Source organism: Salinibacterium sp. TMP30 (genome assembly GCF_038397785.1).
In the GTDB taxonomy this organism is placed as follows: Bacteria; Actinomycetota; Actinomycetes; order Actinomycetales; family Microbacteriaceae; genus Rhodoglobus.
In genome coordinates this window covers 677836-699350 of the sequence record NZ_CP151642.1, presented here as the reverse complement: position 1 = coordinate 699350, position 21515 = coordinate 677836, and the positions used below count along the sequence as shown (strand labels likewise).

20 protein-coding genes and 1 pseudogene are annotated in these 21515 nt (G+C 60.4%); 10 read left to right on the top strand and 11 right to left on the bottom strand.

Annotated features, from left to right (window positions below; translation table 11 throughout):
- Genes AADH44_RS03395 through AADH44_RS03380 form a run of 4 tightly spaced genes read left to right on the top strand, consistent with a single transcriptional unit; the run spans position 1 to position 5111 of the window.
- The gene (locus tag AADH44_RS03395) at positions 1-987 is read left to right on the top strand and encodes a sugar ABC transporter permease (protein ID WP_341954097.1); all 987 of its coding nucleotides are present in this window, start codon (positions 1-3) and stop codon (positions 985-987) included.
- Entirely contained in the window at positions 984-1826 is an 843-nt protein-coding gene (locus tag AADH44_RS03390; RefSeq protein ID WP_341954096.1) for a carbohydrate ABC transporter permease, read from the top strand. The genes AADH44_RS03395 and AADH44_RS03390 overlap by 4 nt, the downstream gene beginning before the upstream one ends.
- Entirely contained in the window at positions 1823-3439 is a 1617-nt protein-coding gene (locus AADH44_RS03385) for a glycoside hydrolase family 66 protein (RefSeq protein WP_341954095.1), read from the top strand. Before AADH44_RS03390 ends, AADH44_RS03385 begins: the two co-directional genes overlap by 4 nt.
- Positions 3426-5111 carry an alpha-glucosidase gene (locus AADH44_RS03380; protein WP_341954094.1) on the top strand — a complete coding sequence of 562 codons (1686 nt, stop codon included), beginning with the start codon at positions 3426-3428 and terminating at the stop codon, positions 5109-5111. The genes AADH44_RS03385 and AADH44_RS03380 overlap by 14 nt, the downstream gene beginning before the upstream one ends.
- A gap of 167 nt (positions 5112-5278) precedes the next feature.
- On the opposite strand, the gene AADH44_RS03375 is transcribed toward AADH44_RS03380, so the two are convergent.
- Complete coding sequence (locus tag AADH44_RS03375; protein WP_341954093.1) at positions 5279-5785, bottom strand: YetF domain-containing protein; 507 nt, start codon at positions 5783-5785, stop codon at positions 5279-5281.
- Between the two features lie 362 nt (positions 5786-6147).
- Here AADH44_RS03375 and AADH44_RS03370 point away from each other — a divergent pair, with 362 nt between their 5' ends.
- The 4 genes and pseudogenes from AADH44_RS03370 (at position 6148) to AADH44_RS03355 (ending at position 7625) form a co-directional block, all read left to right on the top strand.
- Positions 6148-6537: a metalloregulator ArsR/SmtB family transcription factor gene (locus AADH44_RS03370; protein ID WP_341954092.1), complete on the top strand. Its 390-nt coding sequence runs from the start codon at positions 6148-6150 to the stop codon at positions 6535-6537.
- Between the two features lie 17 nt (positions 6538-6554).
- Entirely contained in the window at positions 6555-6947 is a 393-nt protein-coding gene (arsD, locus tag AADH44_RS03365) for an arsenite efflux transporter metallochaperone ArsD (RefSeq protein ID WP_341954091.1), read from the top strand.
- Positions 6928-7050: pseudogene (locus tag AADH44_RS03360) on the top strand (ArsA-related P-loop ATPase); the annotation flags it as partial. The gene arsD and the pseudogene AADH44_RS03360, both read left to right, overlap by 20 nt.
- The gene (locus tag AADH44_RS03355) at positions 7029-7625 is read left to right on the top strand and encodes an ArsA-related P-loop ATPase (protein ID WP_341954901.1); all 597 of its coding nucleotides are present in this window, start codon (positions 7029-7031) and stop codon (positions 7623-7625) included. The pseudogene AADH44_RS03360 and the gene AADH44_RS03355, both read left to right, overlap by 22 nt.
- On the opposite strand, the gene AADH44_RS03350 is transcribed toward AADH44_RS03355, so the two are convergent.
- Positions 7622-10288, bottom strand: coding sequence for an HAD-IC family P-type ATPase (locus tag AADH44_RS03350; protein WP_341954090.1), 2667 nt, complete (start codon positions 10286-10288; stop codon positions 7622-7624). The two genes, AADH44_RS03355 and AADH44_RS03350, sit on opposite strands and share 4 nt — an antisense overlap.
- A gap of 56 nt (positions 10289-10344) precedes the next feature.
- On the opposite strand from AADH44_RS03350, the gene AADH44_RS03345 reads away from it, so the two are divergent.
- Positions 10345-11055: an SDR family oxidoreductase gene (locus tag AADH44_RS03345; RefSeq protein WP_341954089.1), complete on the top strand. Its 711-nt coding sequence runs from the start codon at positions 10345-10347 to the stop codon at positions 11053-11055.
- Between the two features lie 63 nt (positions 11056-11118).
- Here the strand turns inward: AADH44_RS03345 and AADH44_RS03340 are convergent, their stop codons facing one another.
- The gene (locus AADH44_RS03340) at positions 11119-11499 is read right to left on the bottom strand and encodes a hypothetical protein (RefSeq protein ID WP_341954088.1); all 381 of its coding nucleotides are present in this window, start codon (positions 11497-11499) and stop codon (positions 11119-11121) included.
- Between the two features lie 204 nt (positions 11500-11703).
- On the opposite strand from AADH44_RS03340, the gene AADH44_RS03335 reads away from it, so the two are divergent.
- Complete coding sequence (locus AADH44_RS03335) at positions 11704-13095, top strand: amino acid permease (protein WP_341954087.1); 1392 nt, start codon at positions 11704-11706, stop codon at positions 13093-13095.
- 76 nt (positions 13096-13171) lie between these two features.
- Here the strand turns inward: AADH44_RS03335 and AADH44_RS03330 are convergent, their stop codons facing one another.
- The 8 genes from AADH44_RS03330 to AADH44_RS03295 form a co-directional block, all read right to left on the bottom strand.
- Complete coding sequence (locus AADH44_RS03330; RefSeq protein WP_341954086.1) at positions 13172-13588, bottom strand: hypothetical protein; 417 nt, start codon at positions 13586-13588, stop codon at positions 13172-13174.
- Positions 13589-13681: 93 nt separating this feature from the next.
- Positions 13682-14353, bottom strand: coding sequence for a hypothetical protein (locus tag AADH44_RS03325; protein WP_341954085.1), 672 nt, complete (start codon positions 14351-14353; stop codon positions 13682-13684).
- Positions 14354-14401: 48 nt separating this feature from the next.
- A complete protein-coding gene (locus AADH44_RS03320; RefSeq protein ID WP_341954084.1) occupies positions 14402-14920 on the bottom strand; it encodes a plastocyanin/azurin family copper-binding protein in 519 nt (172 codons plus the stop codon).
- Positions 14921-15102: 182 nt separating this feature from the next.
- Positions 15103-16263: a Xaa-Pro peptidase family protein gene (locus AADH44_RS03315; RefSeq protein ID WP_341954083.1), complete on the bottom strand. Its 1161-nt coding sequence runs from the start codon at positions 16261-16263 to the stop codon at positions 15103-15105.
- 185 nt (positions 16264-16448) lie between these two features.
- Entirely contained in the window at positions 16449-16613 is a 165-nt protein-coding gene (locus AADH44_RS03310) for a hypothetical protein (protein WP_341954082.1), read from the bottom strand.
- A gap of 199 nt (positions 16614-16812) precedes the next feature.
- Positions 16813-18987 carry a TIM-barrel domain-containing protein gene (locus AADH44_RS03305; RefSeq protein WP_341954081.1) on the bottom strand — a complete coding sequence of 725 codons (2175 nt, stop codon included), beginning with the start codon at positions 18985-18987 and terminating at the stop codon, positions 16813-16815.
- Positions 18984-20105 (bottom strand): glycoside hydrolase family 15 protein, encoded by a 1122-nt coding sequence (locus AADH44_RS03300; RefSeq protein ID WP_341954080.1) that lies wholly within the window; start codon positions 20103-20105, stop codon positions 18984-18986. The genes AADH44_RS03305 and AADH44_RS03300 overlap by 4 nt, the downstream gene beginning before the upstream one ends.
- A gap of 115 nt (positions 20106-20220) precedes the next feature.
- Positions 20221-21465, bottom strand: a complete 1245-nt coding sequence (locus AADH44_RS03295; protein ID WP_341954079.1) for a sugar ABC transporter substrate-binding protein — start codon at positions 21463-21465, stop codon at positions 20221-20223.
- Between the last annotated feature and the right edge of the window lie 50 nt (positions 21466-21515).

The following is a 21515-nucleotide window of genomic DNA, read 5'->3' as shown; positions in this document are numbered from 1 at the left end:
GTGTCTGTACTCTCAACAGGCGAAAGCCTGAGCGCTGGCGTGGCGGAGGTCCTCTCCGTCACGCCAGCACCACCCAAAAAACGGCGCCGGCGCTCTAAAGGCCGAGCAGTCCTCGCTGCAACGCCCTACCTATTCCTCGCGCCCGGATTCATCCTCTTTGCTGTCACCGTGCTCTATCCCACGGTCCAGGCATTCCAGATGAGTTTCTTCGACTGGAAAATCGTCGGGTCTGCGGCCAGCGAATTCCTCGGACTAGACAACTATGCGAAAGCATTCGCTGACGATCATTTCTGGCTCGCTCTGAGCAACAGCGGAGTCTACATGGTGCTCACCGTGGCACCGCAGATCATCATTGGCCTCGCGATCGCGCTTCTTATTCAGAAGAAGAGTCCAACTCAGCCCCTTTTCCGCGTGCTCTTCTACCTGCCCGTGGTGACCAGTTGGGTTGTCGTCTCGTTCCTCTTCAAATTTCTCTTCTCCGATGATGGACTGATTAACTTCGCGCTCGGCGACCTGCTTCAGATCACCAACGGTGACACTGCATGGTTAGCCGACCGGTGGACAGCCCTCATCGCAATCTGCGCCCTTGGCGTCTGGAAAGGTATCGGCTGGTCGATGATGATCTTCCTCGCAGCCCTCCAAGGCGTGCCCCAAACGCTTGTCGAAGCAGCGACCATGGATGGCACAAACCGATGGCAACGATTCAAGGTCGTCACCGTTCCCGCGATCTGGCCCGCGCTGCTCTTCGTCACTGTCATGCTCGTGATTGGTGGCTTCAATGTCTTCGTATCCGTGTATCTGATAACGGGTGGCGGGCCAGCGGGGCGCACCGACGTGCTCCTCACCTACATGTACGAACAGGCGTTCAATAACCTGGACTTCGGATACGGATCGGCAATCGCCGTCATCCTGACCGTGCTTGTCTTCGCTCTCTCCGTCGTTCAGATGAGGGTCTTCCGCGATCGCAATGGAGGAGGTGCGCTGTGAGAACACGACGCTTCGCAGCCGGAAATGCGGTCCGGATTCTCGTACTGTCAGTCGGGGCGATCATCATGATCATCCCGTTCATCTACATGCTCTCGACCTCGTTCAAGGAGCAGACATACGTCTTCACCAACCCACCGCAGTTCATCCCCGACCCCGCAACCACGGCGAACTACGAGCAGGCAATCGAATCGTCGGACTTCGTCAGATACTTCATGAATTCGCTGATAGTTGCGGTCATTTCGACCGCACTTTCGCTGCTTGTTAGCTCGATGATGGCCTACGCCTTCGCGCGATTCCGGTTTCGTTTCAAAGAAACTCTGTTCCGGGTTCTCCTACTCGGGTTGATGATCCCGGCGATCATGCTGATCATTCCGCAGTTCATCCTTGCCAAGAATCTGCACCTGTTGGATTCGCTCGTGGGGTTGATCGTGTTTTACGTCGCCGGCTCTCTCGCCCTGAATACGTTCCTCCTCCGGGGGTTCTTCGAATCTATCCCGGCAGAACTTGATCAAGCGATGCAGGTCGACGGAGCCAACGCTTGGCTGCGCTACTGGAAGCTCGCTCTACCCCTAGCCAAACCCGGCCTTGCTACAGCGACGATCTTCACCTTCCTGGCGTGTTGGGACGAGTTCACTATCGCGCTCACCCTCACTAACTCACCAGAGAATCGAACATTACCGATTGCGATACAACTCTTTGCCGGTCAGGGGAACAACGCCGTGCAGTGGGGACTCGTATTCGCGGCATCAATGATCGCGATCGTGCCGGTGATCATCGTCTTCCTCGTATTCCAACGCTATTTCGTGCAGGGCCTCACATCAGGAGCAGTAAAAGGATGATCGAACTCCTTCCCACCAAGTCAACCTTTACCCCGGGAGAGCTCGTCGAGATCGAGATCAGAGGAGATGCGCCTCGAGGAAAAATGAGCGTCTGGTACCTCGGGGATTCCGTGCTGGAACTCGACTACGACGGGTCAGCCACAATCGCACTCCCCGGACTCGGTATTGGGTCCTACGGAATCGAGCTCAGCGACGGAACGTCCACAGTGCGGACCGCTGTACAGGTGGCGGAGCAGAGTGCAGCGCGTCTTCGCTACGGCTTCGTCGTGGACTACTCCCCGAACCGAGACCTGACCGGTGTCTCTGATACCGTGCGTCGACTCCACCTCACCGGAGTCCAGTTCTACGACTGGGCATACAGGCACGCAGAGCTCATGGGCGGAGGCGAGAACTACACGGATGCCCTCGCGCAGCCGATCTCGCTCGCAACCGTTCGAGAACTAGTCCAGGTCGTACAGCAGGCAGGAGCGAAAGCCCTTGGGTACGCCGCCGTCTACGCGGTAGGGCCGGATGAATGGCCGGCCTGGCAACATCAAGCATTGCTGAATGGCGCGCAAGCACCCTACGGTTTGGGAGACTTCCTGTTCCTCGTCGACCCAGCCGCACCGGACTGGCTGGAACACTTCGTCGGTGACCTCACCGCAGCTGTCGATTCGGTCGGCTTCGACGGATTCCACCTCGACCAATACGGTTACCCGAAAATGGCACGACGCCCTGATGGTGACATCGTTGACGTGGCCCAATCATTCACCACGATGATCGATACGGTGCGGAGCGGACTTCCCGAAGCCACGCTCGTATTCAACAACGTCAACGACTTCCCGACGTGGAGCACAGGCTCGTCGCCGCAAGACGCCGTCTATATCGAAGTCTGGTCTCCCCAAGAAACACTGGGCTCTCTAGCGTCAGTGGTCACGCGTGCACGAACGGTGGCCGGATCAAAACCGATTGTCATCGCGGCCTATCAGCACGTCTATGACTCCGCGCCAACTGCGGAATCCGATCGAGCAACCGCTCTGACGATGGCTGCCCTCTACTCCCACGGCGCCACCCATCTGCTCGCCGGCGAGGCCGACCGAATCCTCGTTGACCCCTACTATGTGCGCAACCACCCCGTCGAACCCTCAACTGCAGAGCTCCTGAAACGGTGGTACGACTTCCTCGTCGAGCACGATGAGCTGCTGCTCGACACCTCAATCGTCGATGTCACCGGTGCGACCGTGGGTGCATACAACGATGACACGGATGTCACTTTCGAGTCCGCGATCGTGGGCGAAACTGGCCTGCCGGGCGAGATCTGGCGACGAGTCACCGAATCCAATGGTCGCCGGATCATCCATCTCATCAATCTGGTCGGCCAGGTCGACTCTCTATGGGACGCGCCCCGCAATCCGACCGCCGACGTCGGCGCTGGCCGAGTAAAGATCCGTCGAATCCCCGGCTGCGTGCCACGAGTGCAGGTCGCCGACCCAGACGGACTTGGACGATTGATCGATGTGGAGGTTACGGTCGACGGCGAATTCGCCTTCGCTGTGCTCCCGCCCTTGGCCGTATGGCAGCTCGTGCTGATTGATCCCACGAGCAGACAGGGCGAAGACAATGACAATCGTTGAGAAGACGAACACTGTTTTAGTTCCTAACGCCGAATGGTGGCGCAGTGCCGTTGTTTATCAGGTGTACCCGAGGAGTTTCGCCGATAGCAACGGCGATGGGATCGGAGATCTCCCGGGAATCCGCAGTCGCCTAGATTATCTCCAAGATCTCGGAGTCGACGTCATCTGGCTCTCTCCGATCTACTCGTCACCCCACGACGACAACGGCTACGACATCAGTGACTATCAGGCAATCGACCCAGTATTTGGCACGATGCAAGATTTCGACGATCTACTCGCAGACATCCATTCGCGCGGGATGAAGCTCGTAATGGACCTCGTCGTCAATCACACCTCCGACGAACATTCATGGTTTATAGATAGCTCATCCTCACGCGAAAGTCCGAAGCGCGACTGGTACATATGGCGGGACAAGCCGAACAACTGGGAGTCGTTCTTTTCTGGATCTGCTTGGCAATGGCACGAGGAAACCGAGCAGCACTTCCTTCATCTCTTCTCGAAGAAGCAACCAGACCTCAACTGGGAGAATCGAGAGGTTCGCGAAGCGATCTACTCGATGATGCGCTGGTGGCTCGACCGTGGGGTCGACGGTTTCCGCATGGACGTGATCAATCTGATCTCCAAGGAACCGGGCCTGCCTGATGGCGTATCGCATCCCGGTTCACGCTTCGGTGACGGCTTCCCGCATTTTAGCTACGGACCACATATTCACGAGTACCTCCAAGAGATGCACGAGTCAGTATTTAGCGGGCGGCCCCAGGCGTATCTCACTGTCGGAGAGATGCCCGGAGTCACCGTTGATCAGGCTCAACGTTTCACCGATCCATCCCGCGGTGAAGTCAACATGGTTTTTCAGTTCGAACACGTCGGTCTCGACCACGGGCCAACCGGCAAGTGGGAAGGACGCCCGCTCGACCTCGTCGAACTTAAAGCGTCGATGGAGAAGTGGCAAATCGGGCTCGGAGAGGTTGGCTGGAACAGTCTCTACTGGAACAACCACGATCAGCCACGGGCGGTAAGCCGTTTCGGTGACGACGGCGAGTATCGCGAAAAGTCCGCACAAGCGCTTGGCGCGGTACTGCATCTGCAACGCGGAACGCCGTACATCTATCAGGGCGAAGAGCTCGGCATGACCAACGTTGCCGGGCTGAACATCGGCGACGTCCGTGATATCGAATCACTCAACTACTACTCTGAAGCAGTTGCTTCGGGAACACCTCCCGACGTGGCGATCGCCTCGATCCAGCGAATCGGCAGGGACAACGCTCGGACGCCGATGCAGTGGAGCTCCGCCGGAGGCTTTACCACGGGTGATCCATGGATCGCGATGAATCCCAACACGGTGTCGGTGAACGCAGAGTCGCAGGTGGGAGTTGAGTCATCGGTCTATGAATTTTATCGTTCCCTCATCGCGCTGCGCCACGCTGATCCTGTTGTTGTTCACGGCAATTTTCGACTTCTCGAGCCGCTTCATCCTTCACTTTTTGTCTACGAAAGATTCTGGGATGGGGTTACGCTCACTGTCGCAGCAAACCTGAGCGGGGACAACGTCGATCACAATGTCGTCGGCGAGTGGGTCCTCGGAAATTACGACGAGAGCATGGGCCTTCTTCGGCCGTGGGAGGTCCGAGTGCTGCGAGTGAATCACGGCCCACACGACGATATCGGTTAGTTCGAGCATCCTTATCGGAAATCTCTAGTACCGGTTGCCGCGCTCAGTTCGCGAAGACCAGGCGACAAATCAGATCCGAACCAAGGTGCTCTGCTTCTTCTCGACGCTCAGCGGCACTCATCCCGAGATCACGACAGATCCGGCGGTGTCGGCGCTCGAGTCGGCGCCTAGTTCTTCACATCCTTGAGCGCTGAGCCGTCCCCGTACTTACTCGCAGAGATCACGCTGAGTTTCCCGTTGGATTCCAAGACGACGCTTCGAATGTCCGCTAGGTCACCCGCCCCGCTTTCCCGGATCACCTGATGCACTTCAGACTCGGTAAGACGGGCGCGCCTTAGTGCCTGGTGGCGGACCGTCCCGTCGCTAAACAGCAGCACTGGGGTGGAGGTGACCACGCCTCGGGCACGCGGCCACCTAGATGTAGCCCACGCAACAATGAACTGAAGAACAGCAAGAAGTGCGAACGCTGCGGCGCCCTCCGACCATGACACATCCGTGTTCGACAAGACTGTCGCCAAGATGGAGCCGAGCGCGACCGTCACGACAAAGTCAAAGATATTGAGCTGTGACAGGGTGCGTTTGCCCGAGATACGTAAGACGATGATGAGAGTGGCGTATCCCGCTGTTCCCGCAAGCGCGATACGGATGAGGTCAGACCACGAATCGAACCACATGATGTGTCACCTTTTCCCCTGACGGCAGCGCAACGCTCCTCTGCGTCACACCATAGTTGGGTCATCCTGCTACTGGTTCTTGAACTCGCCCAAAGTAGGAACCATGATCCGCGACCGATTCACAACCGCATGGGCTTGCTGCGCTTACCTGCGTTCGCCACTAGCAATCGCGTTTAGGATGCGCAGCCTTCGAACCTCAACAAGTTCCACGCTGTCGAGTCGGTGCGGTACATATGTCGGCAGACCAGTGGGCAGTGGCGACGACAGGAACCGTCGAACGGCAACCAGAAGCGGACATACGGTTTGCTAACAACGCCTTCTTGACTATTTGATATATGTCTAATAAGTGCCATACTGGGACCATGCCTAAAGCTCTCCCGGCCTTGGATGATGTGTCGCCGATCTGCTGTGCGCCGCTGTCATCAACTCCGGACTTTCCCCTAGATGATGCGGTGCGTCTCGCAGTGCGATTGAAGGCACTGGCTGATCCTGCGCGTCTTCGGCTCATCGCGTTTATGCTCAACCAGCCCAACAAGGAAGCCTGCACTTGCGACCTAGCACCAGCTGTTGGGCTTTCGGAGCCGACGGTTAGCCACCATCTAAAGACGCTGGAGAAGGCCGGACTTGTCTCAAAGAAGCGCCGGGGCATGAACGTGCACTACGCGGTCGAATCCAAGGCGATCCGGGCCCTCGGCGTCGCTATCCATGTGGACGCGCCCGCCAACTTCGACCTCCCAACCTGTTCCACCTAAGCGAGAAAGAGAACCTCATGCCCACGATCCATATTTACGAAGCTGCCCTCTGCTGCGACACCGGAGTGTGCGGTGTCGACGTCGACCAGTCACTCGTGACCGTCACTGCAGACGTTCGCAGCCTTCAAGAACTGGGCGCCGACATCACGCGCCATAACCTGGCCAACGACCCCACGGCGTTCACAGGCGATGAAACGGTGCGCGCATTCATGCACACCGTCGGGTCGAAGGGACTGCCGCTGACCGTCGTCGATGGAGTCACCGTTGCCACCGGCGCGTATCCCACTAAAGAGGCGCTGCACGACCTTGCCGGCCTCGGCACCCCTGCCACGACATCCGCTGAGCGTCTCGACCTCGGGCTCACCCAGAAGACGGCCGGCGGCTGCTGCGGTGGAACTGGATGTTGCTGAGTCGACCGTGAAGTTTCTCGAAGATCCGCCCAGATTCCTCTTCTTCACCGGTAAAGGAGGCGTCGGCAAAACCTCGGTCGCCTGCGCGACCGCGCTCGAGATCGCTGCCCGCGGCAAGCAAGTTCTGCTGGTAAGCACCGACCCCGCATCCAATATCGGTCGTGTACCACCGAGATCGCCTCCTTCGACGAGTTCACGAACCTCCTCACCGATACTTCCAGCTACGGTCGCTACGACCACATCATCTTCGACACCGCCCCCACCGGGCACACCCTCCTGCTGTTGGATGCCACGGGCTCCTACCATCGCGAGATCGCCCGCCAGATCGGTGACATCCTCACGTTCGTTACGCCGCTGATGCGCCTGCAGGATCCGGCGCAGACGAAGGTCATCCTCGTCACCCTGGCGGAAACAACCCCCGTACTCGAAGCCGAAGGGCTACAGCAGGACCTGGAACGTGCGGGCATTCACCCATGGGGCTGGGTAGTCAACAATTCGATCGCTGCCACGCACCCGGTGTCGCCGTTTTTGCGCAAGCGGGCCGCGAACGAAGTCGAACAGATCGCCGGCGTGCGTGCGCTCAGCCCACGGATCGCGCTCGTGCCGCTGCTCGCCGAAGAGCCGATCGGTGAGGTGAAGCTCTCCAGGTTGACGCAGCGTGCTCACCAGCCTGTCTAGACCGCAGTCGCACTCGTGCGCCGAGCCAGCATGCGTCGCACAAATTTTTCCGTCTCGATGAGCCCCAGCAGGGTCGATGCGGCTAGTGCACACCCCACCCACTCGCTGAGCGTGAGCGGCACAAGCCCCAGCACGCCTGCGCTGACCGGCCAGGTCATCACGAGCCACTGCAACCCGAGCGAGCCGAGGGCGGTCGCGATGAGAAACGGGTTGCTGAATGGGCTGATGGTGAAGAGCGAGCGGCGCTCGGTGCGCGCGCTGCCCGATTGGAAGAAACTCATGAGCACGAACACAGTCATCGTGATGGTGCGTACGTGCTCGATTTCATAGCCCGCGGCGAGCGCCATTTGGAAGGTGATGAGCAGCACGGTCGCCATCCAACTCGCCGAGATCACGGTGCGCACCCACAGTTCGCGGGACAGGATGCCCTCGCGCGCGGCCCGCGGAGGTCGCCGCAGCTCGTCCCCCTCCGCAGGCTCAAACGCGAGCGCAACGTCTTGTAGGCCACTCGTAACAACGTTAATCCACAACACCTGCACGGGTATCAAGAGCAACGGCTGCTCAAAAAAGAAGCTGATGGCGACGGCGAGCATGATGCCAAATCCGGTCGACAGCAAGAAGAAGGTAGCTTTGCGGATCGCCGAGAACACAATGCGCCCCTGCCGCACCGCCTCGACAACGGTGGCGAAGCGGTCATCGGTGAGCACGACATCTGCGGCCTCGCGCGCCACGTCCGTGCCCGATTCGCCCATCGCGACGCCGATCGCGGCCGCCTTGAGTGCGGGCGCGTCGTTCACGCCGTCGCCCGTTACAGCAACCGTGTCGCCATTGGCCTGCAGTGCCTGGACGACGCGCAGCTTGTCTGAGGGTGAGACACGCGCCACCACTCCGGCGTGAGCGACACGTTCGGCTAGCGCTGCGTCGTCGAGGTCGTCGAGTTCGTCGCCCGTAATCACGTTGTCGTAGTCGGCGATGCCGAGCCGACGCGCGATTGTGGTGGCGGTCAACGGGTGGTCGCCGGTCACCATAATGACGCGCATCCCTGCTCCGACACAGAGTGCAATCGACTCGAGGGCCTCCGCACGCGGCGGGTCGGTGAGCGCAACGAGCCCGAGCAACTGCAAGCCGGCGGGGTGCGGCAGCTCCGGCCCTGACAGCTCGTTGTCGGCCACCGTACGGCAGGCGATTGCCAGTACCCGGTAACCGTCGCCGGCCAGTTGATCGTGTGCATCCTGCACTCGCTGGCGCGCGGCAGCGTCGAGGGTACTCCCCCCAGCTTCTGAGCTGCACATCGATAGCACCAGTTCGGGCGCACCCTTCACATAGAGCATGAGCGCGGCATCGTCGCCGTGCCCGCCACGGCGCAGTGACTGCGAGTAGCGGTTTTGCGGCTCGTACGGGAGTCGGGCCACTTGGTCGGGTAGGTCGTCATCATCGCTCGTCACCCCGAGCGAGCGCGCAAGCACGGCGAGCGCCACGTCGACAGCGTCACCGATGAAGCCACTCTCATTATCACCGTGCGGGTGCGCCTCGTTGACGAGGGCGCCGGCCATGACGATCTCGCGCAGCACGCCGCTCGGCTGGTGAGGCAGGGTCGACACGTCGATTGCATCGCCGCCGGGTATCCACACGCGCTCGGCGGTGAGCCGGTTTTCGGTGAGCGTTCCCGTTTTGTCACTCGCGATCACGGTTGTCGAGCCCAACGTTTCGGCGGCGGGCAGCGTGCGCACAATCGCACCCTGGGCTGCCATTCGACGCACACCGATCGCCAGCGCGACGGTCATCACTACCGGCAAAGCTTCAGGAATCGTCGCGACGGCCATGGCGATCGCTGACAGGAATACTGTTTCGAGGTTTTCCCCCAGCAACAGACCGGTGATGACCACAGCGACAGCGACAGCGGCCACGAAAATTCCGATACGGCGCTCGAGGCTGCGGATACTCTGCTGCAGCGGCGTGCGCTCCGAGCTGGTCTGTACGAGCTCGTTAATGCGCCCCAACTCGGTATAGCGGCCCGTTGCCACGACAACACCGCGGCCGCGACCGAACGTGACAAAGGTGCCACTGTAAAGCATCCCGTGACGGTCGCCCATTGCGGCATGCTCGGAAACGGGCGCGGAAGTCTTGTGCACCTGCTCTGACTCGCCGGTCAGCATCGACTCGTCGACCTGCAGGGCATGAGCCTCGATGACGCGCACGTCGGCGGCCACCTGCTCGCCACTCTCGAGCGCGACAACATCGCCCGGCACGAGGTCGACCGCGGGAAGCCGGATGATGTGGCCGTCACGCACAGCGCGTGCAGCGGGCACCGTGAGCGAGGCAAGCGCACGCATCTCGCGCTCGGCGTGCGTCTCTTCCCAGAACCCAATCGACGCGTTCAGCACGAGCACGATGAGAATCGCCGTGGCGTCAACCCAGTCCTGCAGCAACAGTGCAACTGTCGCCGCAACCAACAGAATTGCGATAAGTGGCGACCGAAATTGTCGCGCTGCCACCACCCACGGGGGCGTCGGCTTGCGCACTTCCAGCTGGTTCGGCCCAACCCTAGCGCGGCGCGCGTCGGCCTCGGCCGTCGTCAGCCCCTGCGAGCTCGAATCAAGCTGTGTGAAGGCCTCCTCGGGGGCGAGCGCATACCACGGTGTCTCCGGCTCGCCTGTTGTCATGCCACCACGCTACCGCGGCTGGGGTTTTCCACAGCCGAAAACAGTATCGTTTGCGTATGACTTCGCTTGCAGGATCCTCCATTCTTGTCGTTGGTGCATCAGGCGGCCTTGGCTCCGCTATTGCTCGAATTTTGGCTGCTGAAGGCGCCATTCTGACGCTCCATGGGCGCTCAGAAGAAAAAGTGCGCGCCCTCGCAGTGCCGGGAACGTTCGTTAAATCTGACCTCCGTGATTCCGGCTCCGACGTCGAACTAGTCAATACCGCCCTCCGTGCCCATGGTCAGCTCGATGGTGTCGTCAATGCGGCCGGAGTAGTAGCCTTTGGGCCAGCGTCTGACGCAGACGACGAGACCCTGGATGAGCTTTTCGCCGTAAACGCGCTTGGCCCGATGCGCCTGCTACGCGCAGCACGCCCGGCCCTGCTCGAGTCTGCGGCAGCGAAGCGCGACCCATTCTTTCTTACCCTGAGCGGCATCGTCAGTGAATCCCCCACAGCGAACATGGCGGCCTACTCCGCGTCCAAAGCAGCCCTCGCCGCGTTCGGGCAGGCGGCTGGCCGCGAATTGCGCCGCGACGGCATTCGGCTCGTTGATGCCCGACCCGGCCACACCGAGACGGGGCTCGCCACTAGGCCGGTCGCTGGCACCGCGCCCACTATGCCCACCGGCTTCGACCCCGCCGACGTGGCTCGCCGCATCGTTGACGCAATCGTTGCCGGTGAAAAGGACCTACCGAGTGGGGCTTTCACCCCGCAGCCGGCAGCCTGATCTGCTGCGCAGCTCACCAGTAGATGCGGGTGCGCTCCTCATAGATCGCTGCCTGGCGGTCACCTAACCTGCGATGAACAGTTCCCAGAGGATCGCTAGGAAGATCACGGTGAAGATCGCCGGGGTGACGAACTTCACGATCGTCGTCCACCATGCGGTCTGGATGATCTGCTGCACGAGCCGGGACGGACTCTCGATCTGCGCCAGATCGACCGCCACGGCTTTCGCTTCGCTGGCGGCCGTGTACTGAGCGATGGAGCCAAGAATTCCCGAGGCGAGCAGGATTCCCGCCGCCGCGATTCGCACCGCAACCGGGCTGCCCTCGAATCCGCCTAGAGCAAGCGCGGTAATGACAACAGTAAGCAGGAAGGTTGGCGCAAATTGCGCCATCACGATGTGCAACCGTGCTCCCGACCAGAGGCCGAGCAGATCTTTTTCATTCACCCTCTCGACTATACCTAAGCGAAAGCTGTCGATCCGGCATCCCGAACGCTGACCTAGTCCCAACCAGCTCCGTTGTAGGCTGTGGTCTCGACCCCGGTGAGCGTGCTCAGTACCTCAGCCCGCGCGTGACGCTAGCGCCCGAATTTCTCCCGGTCACGCCGCGGCGCGCGACGGACTAGGTTGCTACCGGAGTAGGGTCGCCGCGTGCCCTTCCTACGCTCTCGCGTCGTTCTGCTTCTTGCGTTCGCGTTCACGCTCATGGCTGACCCTGTATCCTCGGTCGCCTACGCGGTCGAAGCGGCGCTCCGGGCGCTGGATGGTCGGCTCGACCTGCTCGTCGCGACGATGGGGCTCGTGGTGTCGATCATCGCGCTCGTTGTCCTGAACTACCGGGCCCTGATCGCCCGCTATCCGGAGGGCGGTGGAGCATCGGCTGCCGTCGGTGAAGCCTTCGGCGACGGCTGGTCGTTTCTGCCAGTTGGCTCGCTCGTGGTCGACTTCGTACTGACCATCGCGATTAGCGTCTCGGCAGCCGCATCGGCCGTCATTGCCTACTTTCCCGTGCTTGCGCCGTGGCGCTTGCTGATTGCCCTCGCGCTTGTGGCCGTTGTTGGCGGGTTGTCCCTGTTCGGAAATCTTGGGCGAATCCTGTTCGCGCTGATGACGGTGAGCTTCGTCGCGGTGGCAGCGTCGGTGCTCCTATTCAGTGTTGTTGCCGCGCCACTCGATTCGGCAGTCCTCGACGATTCAGCAGCTGCCGACCCGAACGCGCTTGCGGGCGCTGTCGCCGTCATACTGGCGTTCCCCGTCGCGATGGCGCTCGCGACTGGTGTCGAGGCTCCCTCGACGGCGATTGCGCAGCTCGGCGGACTCGATTCTGATGGTCGCCGCTGGTTCGGGCAACTCACACTGTGGCTCACTCTCGGCATCGTTAGCGTACTCACGCTCACCTTCGCGGTGCAAGCGACACGGCTTGGCATCAGCATCCCCGACGAGGGGTCGACTCTCATTGCCGACTTCGCCCGGCACGTCGCCCCGGCCCCGCTGTTTGGACTCTTCCAGCTCATGACCGCGCTGCTACTGCTCGCCGCGGCAAGTTCTTCTTTTCAGGCGGGCCCGGGGCTACTGAAAGCGCTCGCGGTGCATCCTTCGGGCACGAACGCCGTGGGCATTCTGCCTGCGGCATTTGGCAGTGTGAATAGGCGCCACACCCCATACTGGGGTCTCGTACTGTTCACCGCCCTCTCGATGGTCGTCCTCGCTGCCACCGGCGCTGACGACCAGCGGCTCGTGTTGTTCTACGCAGTCGCTGTATTTTTGAGCTTCCTTTCCGGCTTGCTTGCGATGGCTCGGTTCACACAGCTGGCCCGTCAACGTAAACGTTTCGTACTCAACGTGGTCGGTGCGGCAATCGTGGCGTTCACGCTTATCGTCAATCTTGCCCGCGGTTGGCCCCTCGTGAGCCTCGCGGCGGCAGCACTCATCGCAGCCACACTGTGGGCGCTATGGGTGCGCGCGGGCCGCCCAGAGGGCATCCGATCGATCGAATCCCTTCGCAAACAGGATGGGGATGGTCGCGATGCGTTGGCCCCCTGACGCCACTGTTTGAAGTCCGCCGAGCAGACCGTGATGTCGTTGGCGCCCGGACACAGTCGTTGCGAGATTGACCAGTTCAGGTTTGTTTCTGAGCTGCACGAGGACGAGTCACAACCGCCAGCGCCAGCCCGCCAATTAGCGCGAGGCCCTGTGCCACAACTGCTATTACCTTGTCGGGATACCACACGGGTTCGTAGATCACCGGGAACCCGATTGCGCTCAGATCCAATGGCACATAAACCGAAGCCACCAGCAGTGCGAGCCCGCCCGCCGCGATCACTGCCGCAACCAGCTCGGTCCACCAGCGATATACCGCCAAGATCAGGACGGCTGCGAGGATGTTCACGACGCCTTGGATGCGGAACAGGTCGCCCTGACTGACGAGTGAACCGACGATGGCATCGAATGGAGTCGCGAGGAGAAAGTGCACGTATGCATTAACCAGCAGCGCGAGTGCGATCCAAATCCGTGTCGCAATAATGAAGATCTTCATGTCCTTGCTCTTTCTCTCAACAACTTCCCGGAAACGCTGAAGCCGGTGGGGAGCGATTCGTTCACTCCCCACCGGCTCATTCGCGAATCGGTTTTACTGGATGCCCTTGTTGGCTGCGATGCCGCCAGCGAGTGCCTGTGCGGTCATCGGCATGTGGCCAGCGGCTTCCTTCAACAGTGCGAAGTAGGCAGGGTCACCGGCGATGTTCGCATCAATCGCTGCTACCAGCGACGTGGCGTGCATCTCGAGCTCCGCCTGCACTGCCTCAGCTGGCAGCTCAGGAACAACCGAATTGATCAGCTGGCCGAACGACACCGCGTAGCCACCCAGATCTGACATTGCCTGGTCGATGCCGGCCTGGTCGTCGGTTGCCTTCGCGACCGCGTAGTTCACGAAGAACGGGATGTGCGAGCGCCATGAATCGAGGAATGGCTGCTCAGCGTCCGGGTAAGCCGAGCCGATTAGGGCTGCGATCTCAACCGAGTTGGTGTCGAGGGTTTCGACTGCCCCGGCGACGTCTTCCGTCGTGAGGTCGCCACCATCGGCGAGCGCCTGGTCGATGGCTGCACCGGCGAGGTAGACGTGGTCGGCGAGCAGGGCGGTTAGCGTTGCACGCAACGCGGATCCGTCACTGTTTACTGTGTCCACTACCGCCGAAGAGGTCGTGTCGTCGGCGGGTGCCGGCGCATCCGCTGCAGCTGAGCAGCCCGAAAGCGCGAGTACTGCGGCAAGGCCCAGACCGGTGATTGCTGTGATTTTACGCATTGTTTCTTCTCCTTGTTGATGGTGTGTTGTGTTGTGTCGTGCGGGTTCTTACGGTTCGACCGTGACGGTTGCGTTCATGGTCAAGTGCGGTTGGCAGTAGTAGAGGTACTCGCCGGGTTCGTCGAAGGTATAAGTGAAGGTGTCGCCCTCTTGGCCCTTCGGTGCTAGGTCGTGGTCGAAGAGACCGTCGGGCGTCTGTGTGCCGCGAAGACCGGTTGACTCATTCACGTCGCCCCAGGCTCCGGACGTCACGGTGTGACCGATTGTCTCGCCGTTTTGCCAAGTAACCGTGGTGCCCACCTTGACGGTGAGGTCTTTCGGCATGAACTTCAGGCCGATGGTCGTAACGACGTTTTCGGCGGCTTCCGCAGACTGATCCATCCCGCTGCTCTCGGACGGCATCGGAGGGGATGGTTGAGTACCTGCGCATCCCGAGAGCGCGATAAGAAGTGCCGGCAAGATGAGCGCACCTGCGAGGGTGGCTTTCGGTGCCCAAAGTGTTCTGGTGAGTGACATGTAGATGATTCGGCACCCTGGGCGAAGTGGTTTGGTATCAATTTTGGGCACAGAAGGAATCTAGGAAGAGAGCGAGGCCGGAGCCGCTACACGCAGGTCCATGACGATTGATCTCACTGTGTCACTGGGTTGATCAGACTGCTGTGCTGACTACCCAATGCAGCGGCGCGACGACCGTGGGTGCACGAGAGTGCGAGCGGCGGAGACGGTTGCTTGGGTTAGCGATCTCTCGCCTAGACTTTTGCGTCCATTCGCGATTCGTCGGGTGCGCTAGCTGCACCCACCGCGGTCAGCGCATGTTCTGTGACGTTCAGTTGCTCGCATCCGTCTGCTGTCACGACGACGATATCTTCAATGCGCGCGCCCCACTCGCCGGGGAAGTAGATACCCGGTTCAATACTGAACGCCATCCCTTCGCGCAGTAGAAGTTCGTTGCCAGGGGTAATGTACGGCTCCTCGTGCACTGAAACCCCGATTCCGTGACCCGTACGGTGCAGAAAGGCTTCGGCGAGGCCAGCCCGCGAGAGCACTCGTCGCGCGGCGGCGTCAACGTCCGAAGCCGTAACGCCGGGTCGCACTGCCTCGACGGCGGCCTGTTGTGCCTGTACGAGTATGGCGATGCGTTCAGCGACCGACGGCTCCGGAGTTCCTACAATGTAGGTTCGTGTGCTGTCGGAGTTGTAGCCGCTCGGGACCGCGCCGCCGATGTCGACTACTACGACGTCGCCATCCTCGATCATGCGGTCCGAAACCTCATGGTGCGGGTCGGCGCCATTCGGGCCCGACCCGACAATGACAAACTCGACCGTGCGGTGCCCCTCGGCGACGATTGCCTTAGCGATATCGGCCGCCACTTCACGTTCAGTCCGACCGGCACGCAGCATCTCCGGCACTCGCCGATGAACAGCGTCGATCGCTGTTCCAGCGCGACGTAGTTCTGAAATTTCTGCGGTTTCCTTGATCATTCGCCCCTCGCGCAGGACCGGGGTCGCGAGCTCGAGATTCACCGCGAGCCGCTGTCCGATCGGGATGACATGCAGGGCCGGGAGCGAATCAGACACTCCTACACGAGTCGCCTCAGGCAGCGTCCCGGCGATCAGGGCATACGGGTCTTGGCCGTCGACCCAGTCGGCGACGATGAGTCCGAGTTCGTCAGTACCTGTGCTGCGCACTTTCGCGAGCTCCATACGCGGCACAACGATGGTCGGCGTGATGCCGGGCTTGATCACTAAGGCTGTCAGCCGCTCAATCGTGTCTCCCTCGACGCCGACCAAATACTGCAAATCGGGTCCTGGGCCCACAATGATGCCGTCGAAACCCGCCTCGGCGGCTAGGGCTGCTGCGCGCTCGAGACGAGCGGCGTAAACGGAAGTCGTGAAGGGAAGAGCGCTCATAGCGTCACAATACTATGCACGACGGCGGGACCCTGAGGGTGGTTGCCCGCCCCTCCCCGCCGACATCACCCTTCGAGCCTCATCCACCGCACCGTCTTGCCAGAAAATTGCGCTGATGCGCCATCCAGCGGGCGTGCGCACGAGTTGACATCCCTTTCGTCCCCAACCAGCTGCAGACCGGCCGTCTAGTGCGCCTGACGTGGTTCTATGAAGCTCTCGAGGTCGTACTGTTTGGTGACGCCATCTGCCATCGCGAGGATGATGGCGTCCGGAACGAATAGGCTGCGCAGTTCTGTGAGGTCGACCGCTTTCTCATGAGGAGAAGCAAATGCCGAGAAGAAGGCTGACATGGTCGAGTTGATCTCGCCCTCATCTCTCTCCCGCCCACTCGGGGCTCAACGGTTTCCCGTGTCCTGAGACAGGACACAGTTCTGCTACACACAAGCCGATCCTGCTGCGCATGTCACGGCACCTACCAGCTGCCGCGACGCGAGCCCTCGTAAAGTCACGGAAAGTCTAATGAAGCAACAATGATCATGCGGTGATGTATCAGGCGAAGATATCTCGCAGCGAGTCCCAAGCGCGGGAACGCACGTACACCGGCAGCTCATCGAGTGGTGTCAGGCGTTGAATCACTCGGCCGCCATTTTGGTGCTCCCCCGTGAACGCATCGACCCAGTCCCCCGCAGGGAGGTAGGTAGCCCACTCATCGGCACCCGGCTCCAGTACGGGTGCTACTAGGATCTCGTCACCCAGCATCCACTGCAGGGGAAACTCCCACACACGCTCATCATCGGCAAAGTCAAAGAACAAAGGCCGCATGAGCGAGCCACCCCGCGCAATCGCCGCAGCCGACTGCTCGGCGAGGTAAGGAACGAGGCGTTCTCGCAGTTCGACAAATTTGCGGCTGATCGGCACCACAGCCTGCTCCCCAGTGCGTTCAGCGATATTCCACGGCGTGCGGTCGTTGGAGGGCTTTTTGTGGTGGTTGAATTCGGAGTGGTACTGCATAATCGGCACGAACGCAGCCGCCGCGATTGAACGCAAATAGAGCTCGGCGGTCGGTACGTCGCCCGAGAAACCTGCCAGGTCCCAGCCCCAATAAAGGATGCCGCTCGAGCAAGCAGAGAGCCCGGCGAACATTGACCACCGAAACGAATCCCAAGTGGAGTTTTCGTCGCCGGCCCAAAACGCACCATGTGATTGGCTACCGGTGAAGCCTGCGCGGCTGAATGTCACGGGAGCCTTGCCACAACGGCGGAGCAGATCACCGTATGCCTTTGCATAGCTCACTGGGAATAGACCATTAACCTCATCGCCGTGGCGACCGTCGAGGTAGCGCACGTCGCGCCCCCACGCGTGTTCGCCACCGTCTGTTTTGAAGCCGTCAACACCCAGCTCATCAACCAAATAGCGGCGACGCTCGGTCCACCAGTGCGCGGCTCGCTCGTCAGTCAAGTCTGGCATCAGACCGAGTGGAAACCACCAGCCGCGATTGCGGTAGGGCCGGAGCGATCCATCGGAGGCTACCTCTTGCACGAGCACACCTTCGCGCTTCGCTGCTTCGGCATCGACCGCAAGTTGCCCCTGCGGATGCGGGCGCATCTTGAGCAGCGGAATCTGCCACAGATGAACCTTAGTTTTTCGCGAGTGCAACTCATTGATCATATTTTTTGGACTGGGCCACGGCCCGTCGGCAGGAAATGTAAAGTCGTTCAACGTGTGCGGTCGATCCGCAATCTCGTATTGGGCACCGCGCCAAGCAGTGAAAGTCGATTCGTCGCTCCATGCTTCGATGACCAAGTTGCCGACAGGAATCTGGTGCTCACGATGCGCATCCATTTGTCGCATAACCTCAGCTTGCGTGTTCCATTCGTTGCCGCTCGCCCATAGCCGGAACACCCACGAAGGCAGCTCTTCAGGGCGTCCTACCTCAGCGAGGAAGGCGTTGAGTACTTCGGTCGGGCTGCCATCGTAGAAGGCCACGTCGATGGTAGAGCCTTCGGCTTCGACCCAAAGTAGCGACGGCTCGCTTTCGCCGATATCGAACCACACGCGACGGCTCGTGCGCACGTGGAATCCCCAACCATCACCGCCCACCACGTGGGCAAAAGGCATCGGCAGATATGTTTTACGCTCTGCTCCTTGGCTTTTGTACTGTTCGAACACAACAGAGTCAAGGCTGGAGCCTCGGTGGTCGATTGCATCGAATCGCTCGCCAAACCCGGCGACGTGCTCGCCGGGGGCGAGGCGAATGGCAAATCGAACCCGTTGAATGCTTTCGCCATTGTCGAGAACGGTCGTCGTGCCTGGCACGATCCGAGCGCCGTCGACGTCCGCAGCGTCGCGCCACGCGCTCACCCGAAAATCAAACCACCGCGTTCTCTCTGCACCGGTCGTGAAACGGTATCGGCACTGCTCGTGGGGGTTCAGCCCCTCAAGCTTGGTTTGCCAGCCACCCTCGCTTCGAGCGAGACGGGCCTGAGCGGAAGCGAGGTGTCCGCCGTCTTGACTCTGCCCCCGCGAAGAACGAACGACACGATCAAGTGGTATTTCAACAAAGCCACCTTGCGCTCGGACGAGTTCGAGCGTCACGGCGTCGATGGCACCAGAGGTACGTACACCGAGCGTGAGAGACTCTCCCGCTATCGGGTCGACCGGCCAGCGCTGTTCGGTGTCGACGGAATAGGGATGGCCGGAGCCGAAGGGGCGGTGACGAATCACTTGCTTTCCTTTGCAGGGTTGAGGATACCGAGTTCGACGGCGAGGCGGATAAACATCGCGTGGGACCAGAGCAGCGGTGTCGCTGCAGTTCCCCACCGGTCTATCCACTCTTGGGTCATCGAAGGGTCGAGCAGGTGCTCGGTGACTTGCTCTGGCATGTCGCCGTTCGCAGTCACGGTTGATGCTGCCCATTCGAGCAATTCCCGAGCTCGCTCTTTATTGCCGGCGCTCGAATGCGCGAGGCCGAGCATGCAGCTCAGTAAGGGCCATTGGCCGCCCCCGAAGAAGGTGTCGTCAAGATAGCGGTGCACACCGTTGCCAAAGGTGAGTTGTGATTCGATCGCCGAGATCGTTGCCTTGCCCACCTCGCTGGAAGCAGGGAACACTCCGAGTGGGTAGATGACAGAAGAGAGACTACCGTCGACTTCTTTAGAGCCGAGCCACTTGGCGAGATGGCCGTCAGTCAGCCCGCGGTCGAGAAGGAGTTCCCTAATATCCGAAACAGCTTGGATCGCCGGCTCGTCATCAATTAACACACCGGCCTCGACAACGGCGATGAGTCCGCCTGCGATACAGCCCAGCGTTGAGCCGTGAACTTCACTTATGCTCTCTTCCCACCAGTCGAAGCATGGCCGGCGCCAAGAGGCTATAAGGTAGGCGCTCGTCAATTCCATGGCACGCTTCCATGGTTCGAGCGAGAGATTGTGACGCTCAGCGTGGGCGACGACCGCCCATAACCAAGTGCCGTAACCATCAAGCTGAAAATCCCACCAAGCGTCGTTACCCTCTTCTCCTGCGAAGGTAAAACGAGTGGGAAGCATTTCTGCATCGGATACGGGTGTGCCCTCCCCCGCCGCTTCAACAATCCGCGCTATCTGCTCTTCGCGCTTCTCCAGAATGCGCGCGCACCAGTCAAAGAAAGCACTCGCGGAGTCGACCTCTCCTGCGGCAGACATCCCGTCTGCGATGAATGCACCATCACGGAACCAGCAATACCCCTGATATGCCGAGAAGGTAGGGCTCGCAGGATAGGCGCCGCTCTCATCCTGCAGCTGAGAAATAAGTGCGACACCGCGGGTCGCCAGATCTGCAGGGCTCGGCGCAACAGGCATGGACATACTGGGCTCCTCATTATGGAAAGAATGCCGATTAGTGGAAAACTAGGTAGTGTGCACCGCGGCGCTTGACTCGCCGCGGTGCACGCCCGGCCTATGGCCGGATGGTAGTTGCTGCCTAGCCAGCAAGAACCGCGTTGATGCGCTCTTCGGCTGAAGCCAGAGCTTCCTCAACGGTTTTGCGTCCGGCCTGCGCTTCAACGAGTTCTTCACCCATGATGTCTTGCATCTCGGACTGGCCCACTGTCACAACGGGGGGTAATGCGATTCCGTCGAGTGAGTCAAAGACTGCCTGGCGGTTGGCGGGTGCACCCTTGTCGAGGTAGGTAGCGAGTTGTGCTTCATCAGAGATCGGTGGCAGTTCCCAGCCAGCATCGAGCCGCGTCTGCACCATAACGTCTGAGGAAGTCATGTACTCAGCCCACTTCGAAGCCGCAGCGATGTGCTCTGACGTGGCCGAAACACCAATGGCGTTCGAGAACACAGCGCTGGCCTGCTGAGTGTTACCCGGCTCAACGGCGATGTCCCAAGTAAAGGGAACGTCGGTGAGTGCGCCAAAGATCCAGATTCCCGAGTGGAGCATCCCCAGTTTGCCTTCTTTGAACAAATTAGTGTCGAAGTCGGCAGTTCCTTGGCCGTCCTCGATCGTCGGCATAACCGTGCCGCTCTTGTTGACGAGCCATTCTGCAGCCTCGATGCCCTCGGGGCTGTTGAAAGCGACCGCGGTCTTATCAGCGTTGAGGAATTCCCCGCCGTTCTGGGCGAGTACTTTGTAATATTCGTAGAAGCTCACCGGCTGGTGGTCTCCCCACTGGCCAGCTGCCTGATCGGTGAGTGCCTCAGCGGCGGCCTGTTCGTCGGCCCAGGTCCAGTCGTTTGTCGGGTAGTCGAGACCGGCAGCGTCGAATAGATCAGCGTTGTAGTAAAGCACGACGTCAGAGAACGAGCTGGGAAGCGCGTAGCTCATTCCGTCAGTCGAGTATGCCTCAAGCAAGCTCTGACGGTAGGACTCGGGGTCCGTCACCTCGATCTGTGCGAGAACGCCGTTGGCCTGGTAGGAGGCGTAGTTGGAAAACTCTATGTCGAAGACGTCAGATACTGTCCCCGCAGCAAGATCGGTCTGCAATGCAGTCCCATAATCGCCATAGGGGAGTGTGGTTACGTCGACGGTGATTTCCGGATTCTCTGCCTCGAAGGCGTCGACGATCGCCTGCAGGTTCTCTTCATTTCCGTCATTAGAGATGAAGTTTGTGTAGGTAATCGTGACAGGGCCCGAGTCTTCAGCCGGCGTCTGGGCGCAGCCAGAGAGTACAAGCGCCGTAGCGCCCGCAATCGCGGCTATTGCTAGCGGTGAACGGTTCATGTGAATGCTATCTCCTTTGATATTCGAAAATGATCGTGCTGTGGGCTCGT

Coding starts and splice junctions, on each gene's coding strand:
- AADH44_RS03310 (WP_341954082.1), bottom strand. CDS start 16,613: ATGTCAGCCTTCTTCTCGGCATTTGCTTCTCCTCATGAGAAAGCGGTC.
- AADH44_RS03385 (WP_341954095.1), top strand. CDS start 1,823: ATGATCGAACTCCTTCCCACCAAGTCAACCTTTACCCCGGGAGAGCTC.
- AADH44_RS03330 (WP_341954086.1), bottom strand. CDS start 13,588: ATGAAGATCTTCATTATTGCGACACGGATTTGGATCGCACTCGCGCTG.
- AADH44_RS03315 (WP_341954083.1), bottom strand. CDS start 16,263: ATGAGCGCTCTTCCCTTCACGACTTCCGTTTACGCCGCTCGTCTCGAG.
- AADH44_RS03380 (WP_341954094.1), top strand. CDS start 3,426: ATGACAATCGTTGAGAAGACGAACACTGTTTTAGTTCCTAACGCCGAA.
- arsD (WP_341954091.1), top strand. CDS start 6,555: ATGCCCACGATCCATATTTACGAAGCTGCCCTCTGCTGCGACACCGGA.
- AADH44_RS03295 (WP_341954079.1), bottom strand. CDS start 21,465: ATGAACCGTTCACCGCTAGCAATAGCCGCGATTGCGGGCGCTACGGCG.
- AADH44_RS03325 (WP_341954085.1), bottom strand. CDS start 14,353: ATGCGTAAAATCACAGCAATCACCGGTCTGGGCCTTGCCGCAGTACTC.
- AADH44_RS03350 (WP_341954090.1), bottom strand. CDS start 10,288: ATGACAACAGGCGAGCCGGAGACACCGTGGTATGCGCTCGCCCCCGAG.
- AADH44_RS03300 (WP_341954080.1), bottom strand. CDS start 20,105: ATGTCCATGCCTGTTGCGCCGAGCCCTGCAGATCTGGCGACCCGCGGT.
- AADH44_RS03375 (WP_341954093.1), bottom strand. CDS start 5,785: ATGTGGTTCGATTCGTGGTCTGACCTCATCCGTATCGCGCTTGCGGGA.
- AADH44_RS03345 (WP_341954089.1), top strand. CDS start 10,345: ATGACTTCGCTTGCAGGATCCTCCATTCTTGTCGTTGGTGCATCAGGC.
- AADH44_RS03370 (WP_341954092.1), top strand. CDS start 6,148: ATGCCTAAAGCTCTCCCGGCCTTGGATGATGTGTCGCCGATCTGCTGT.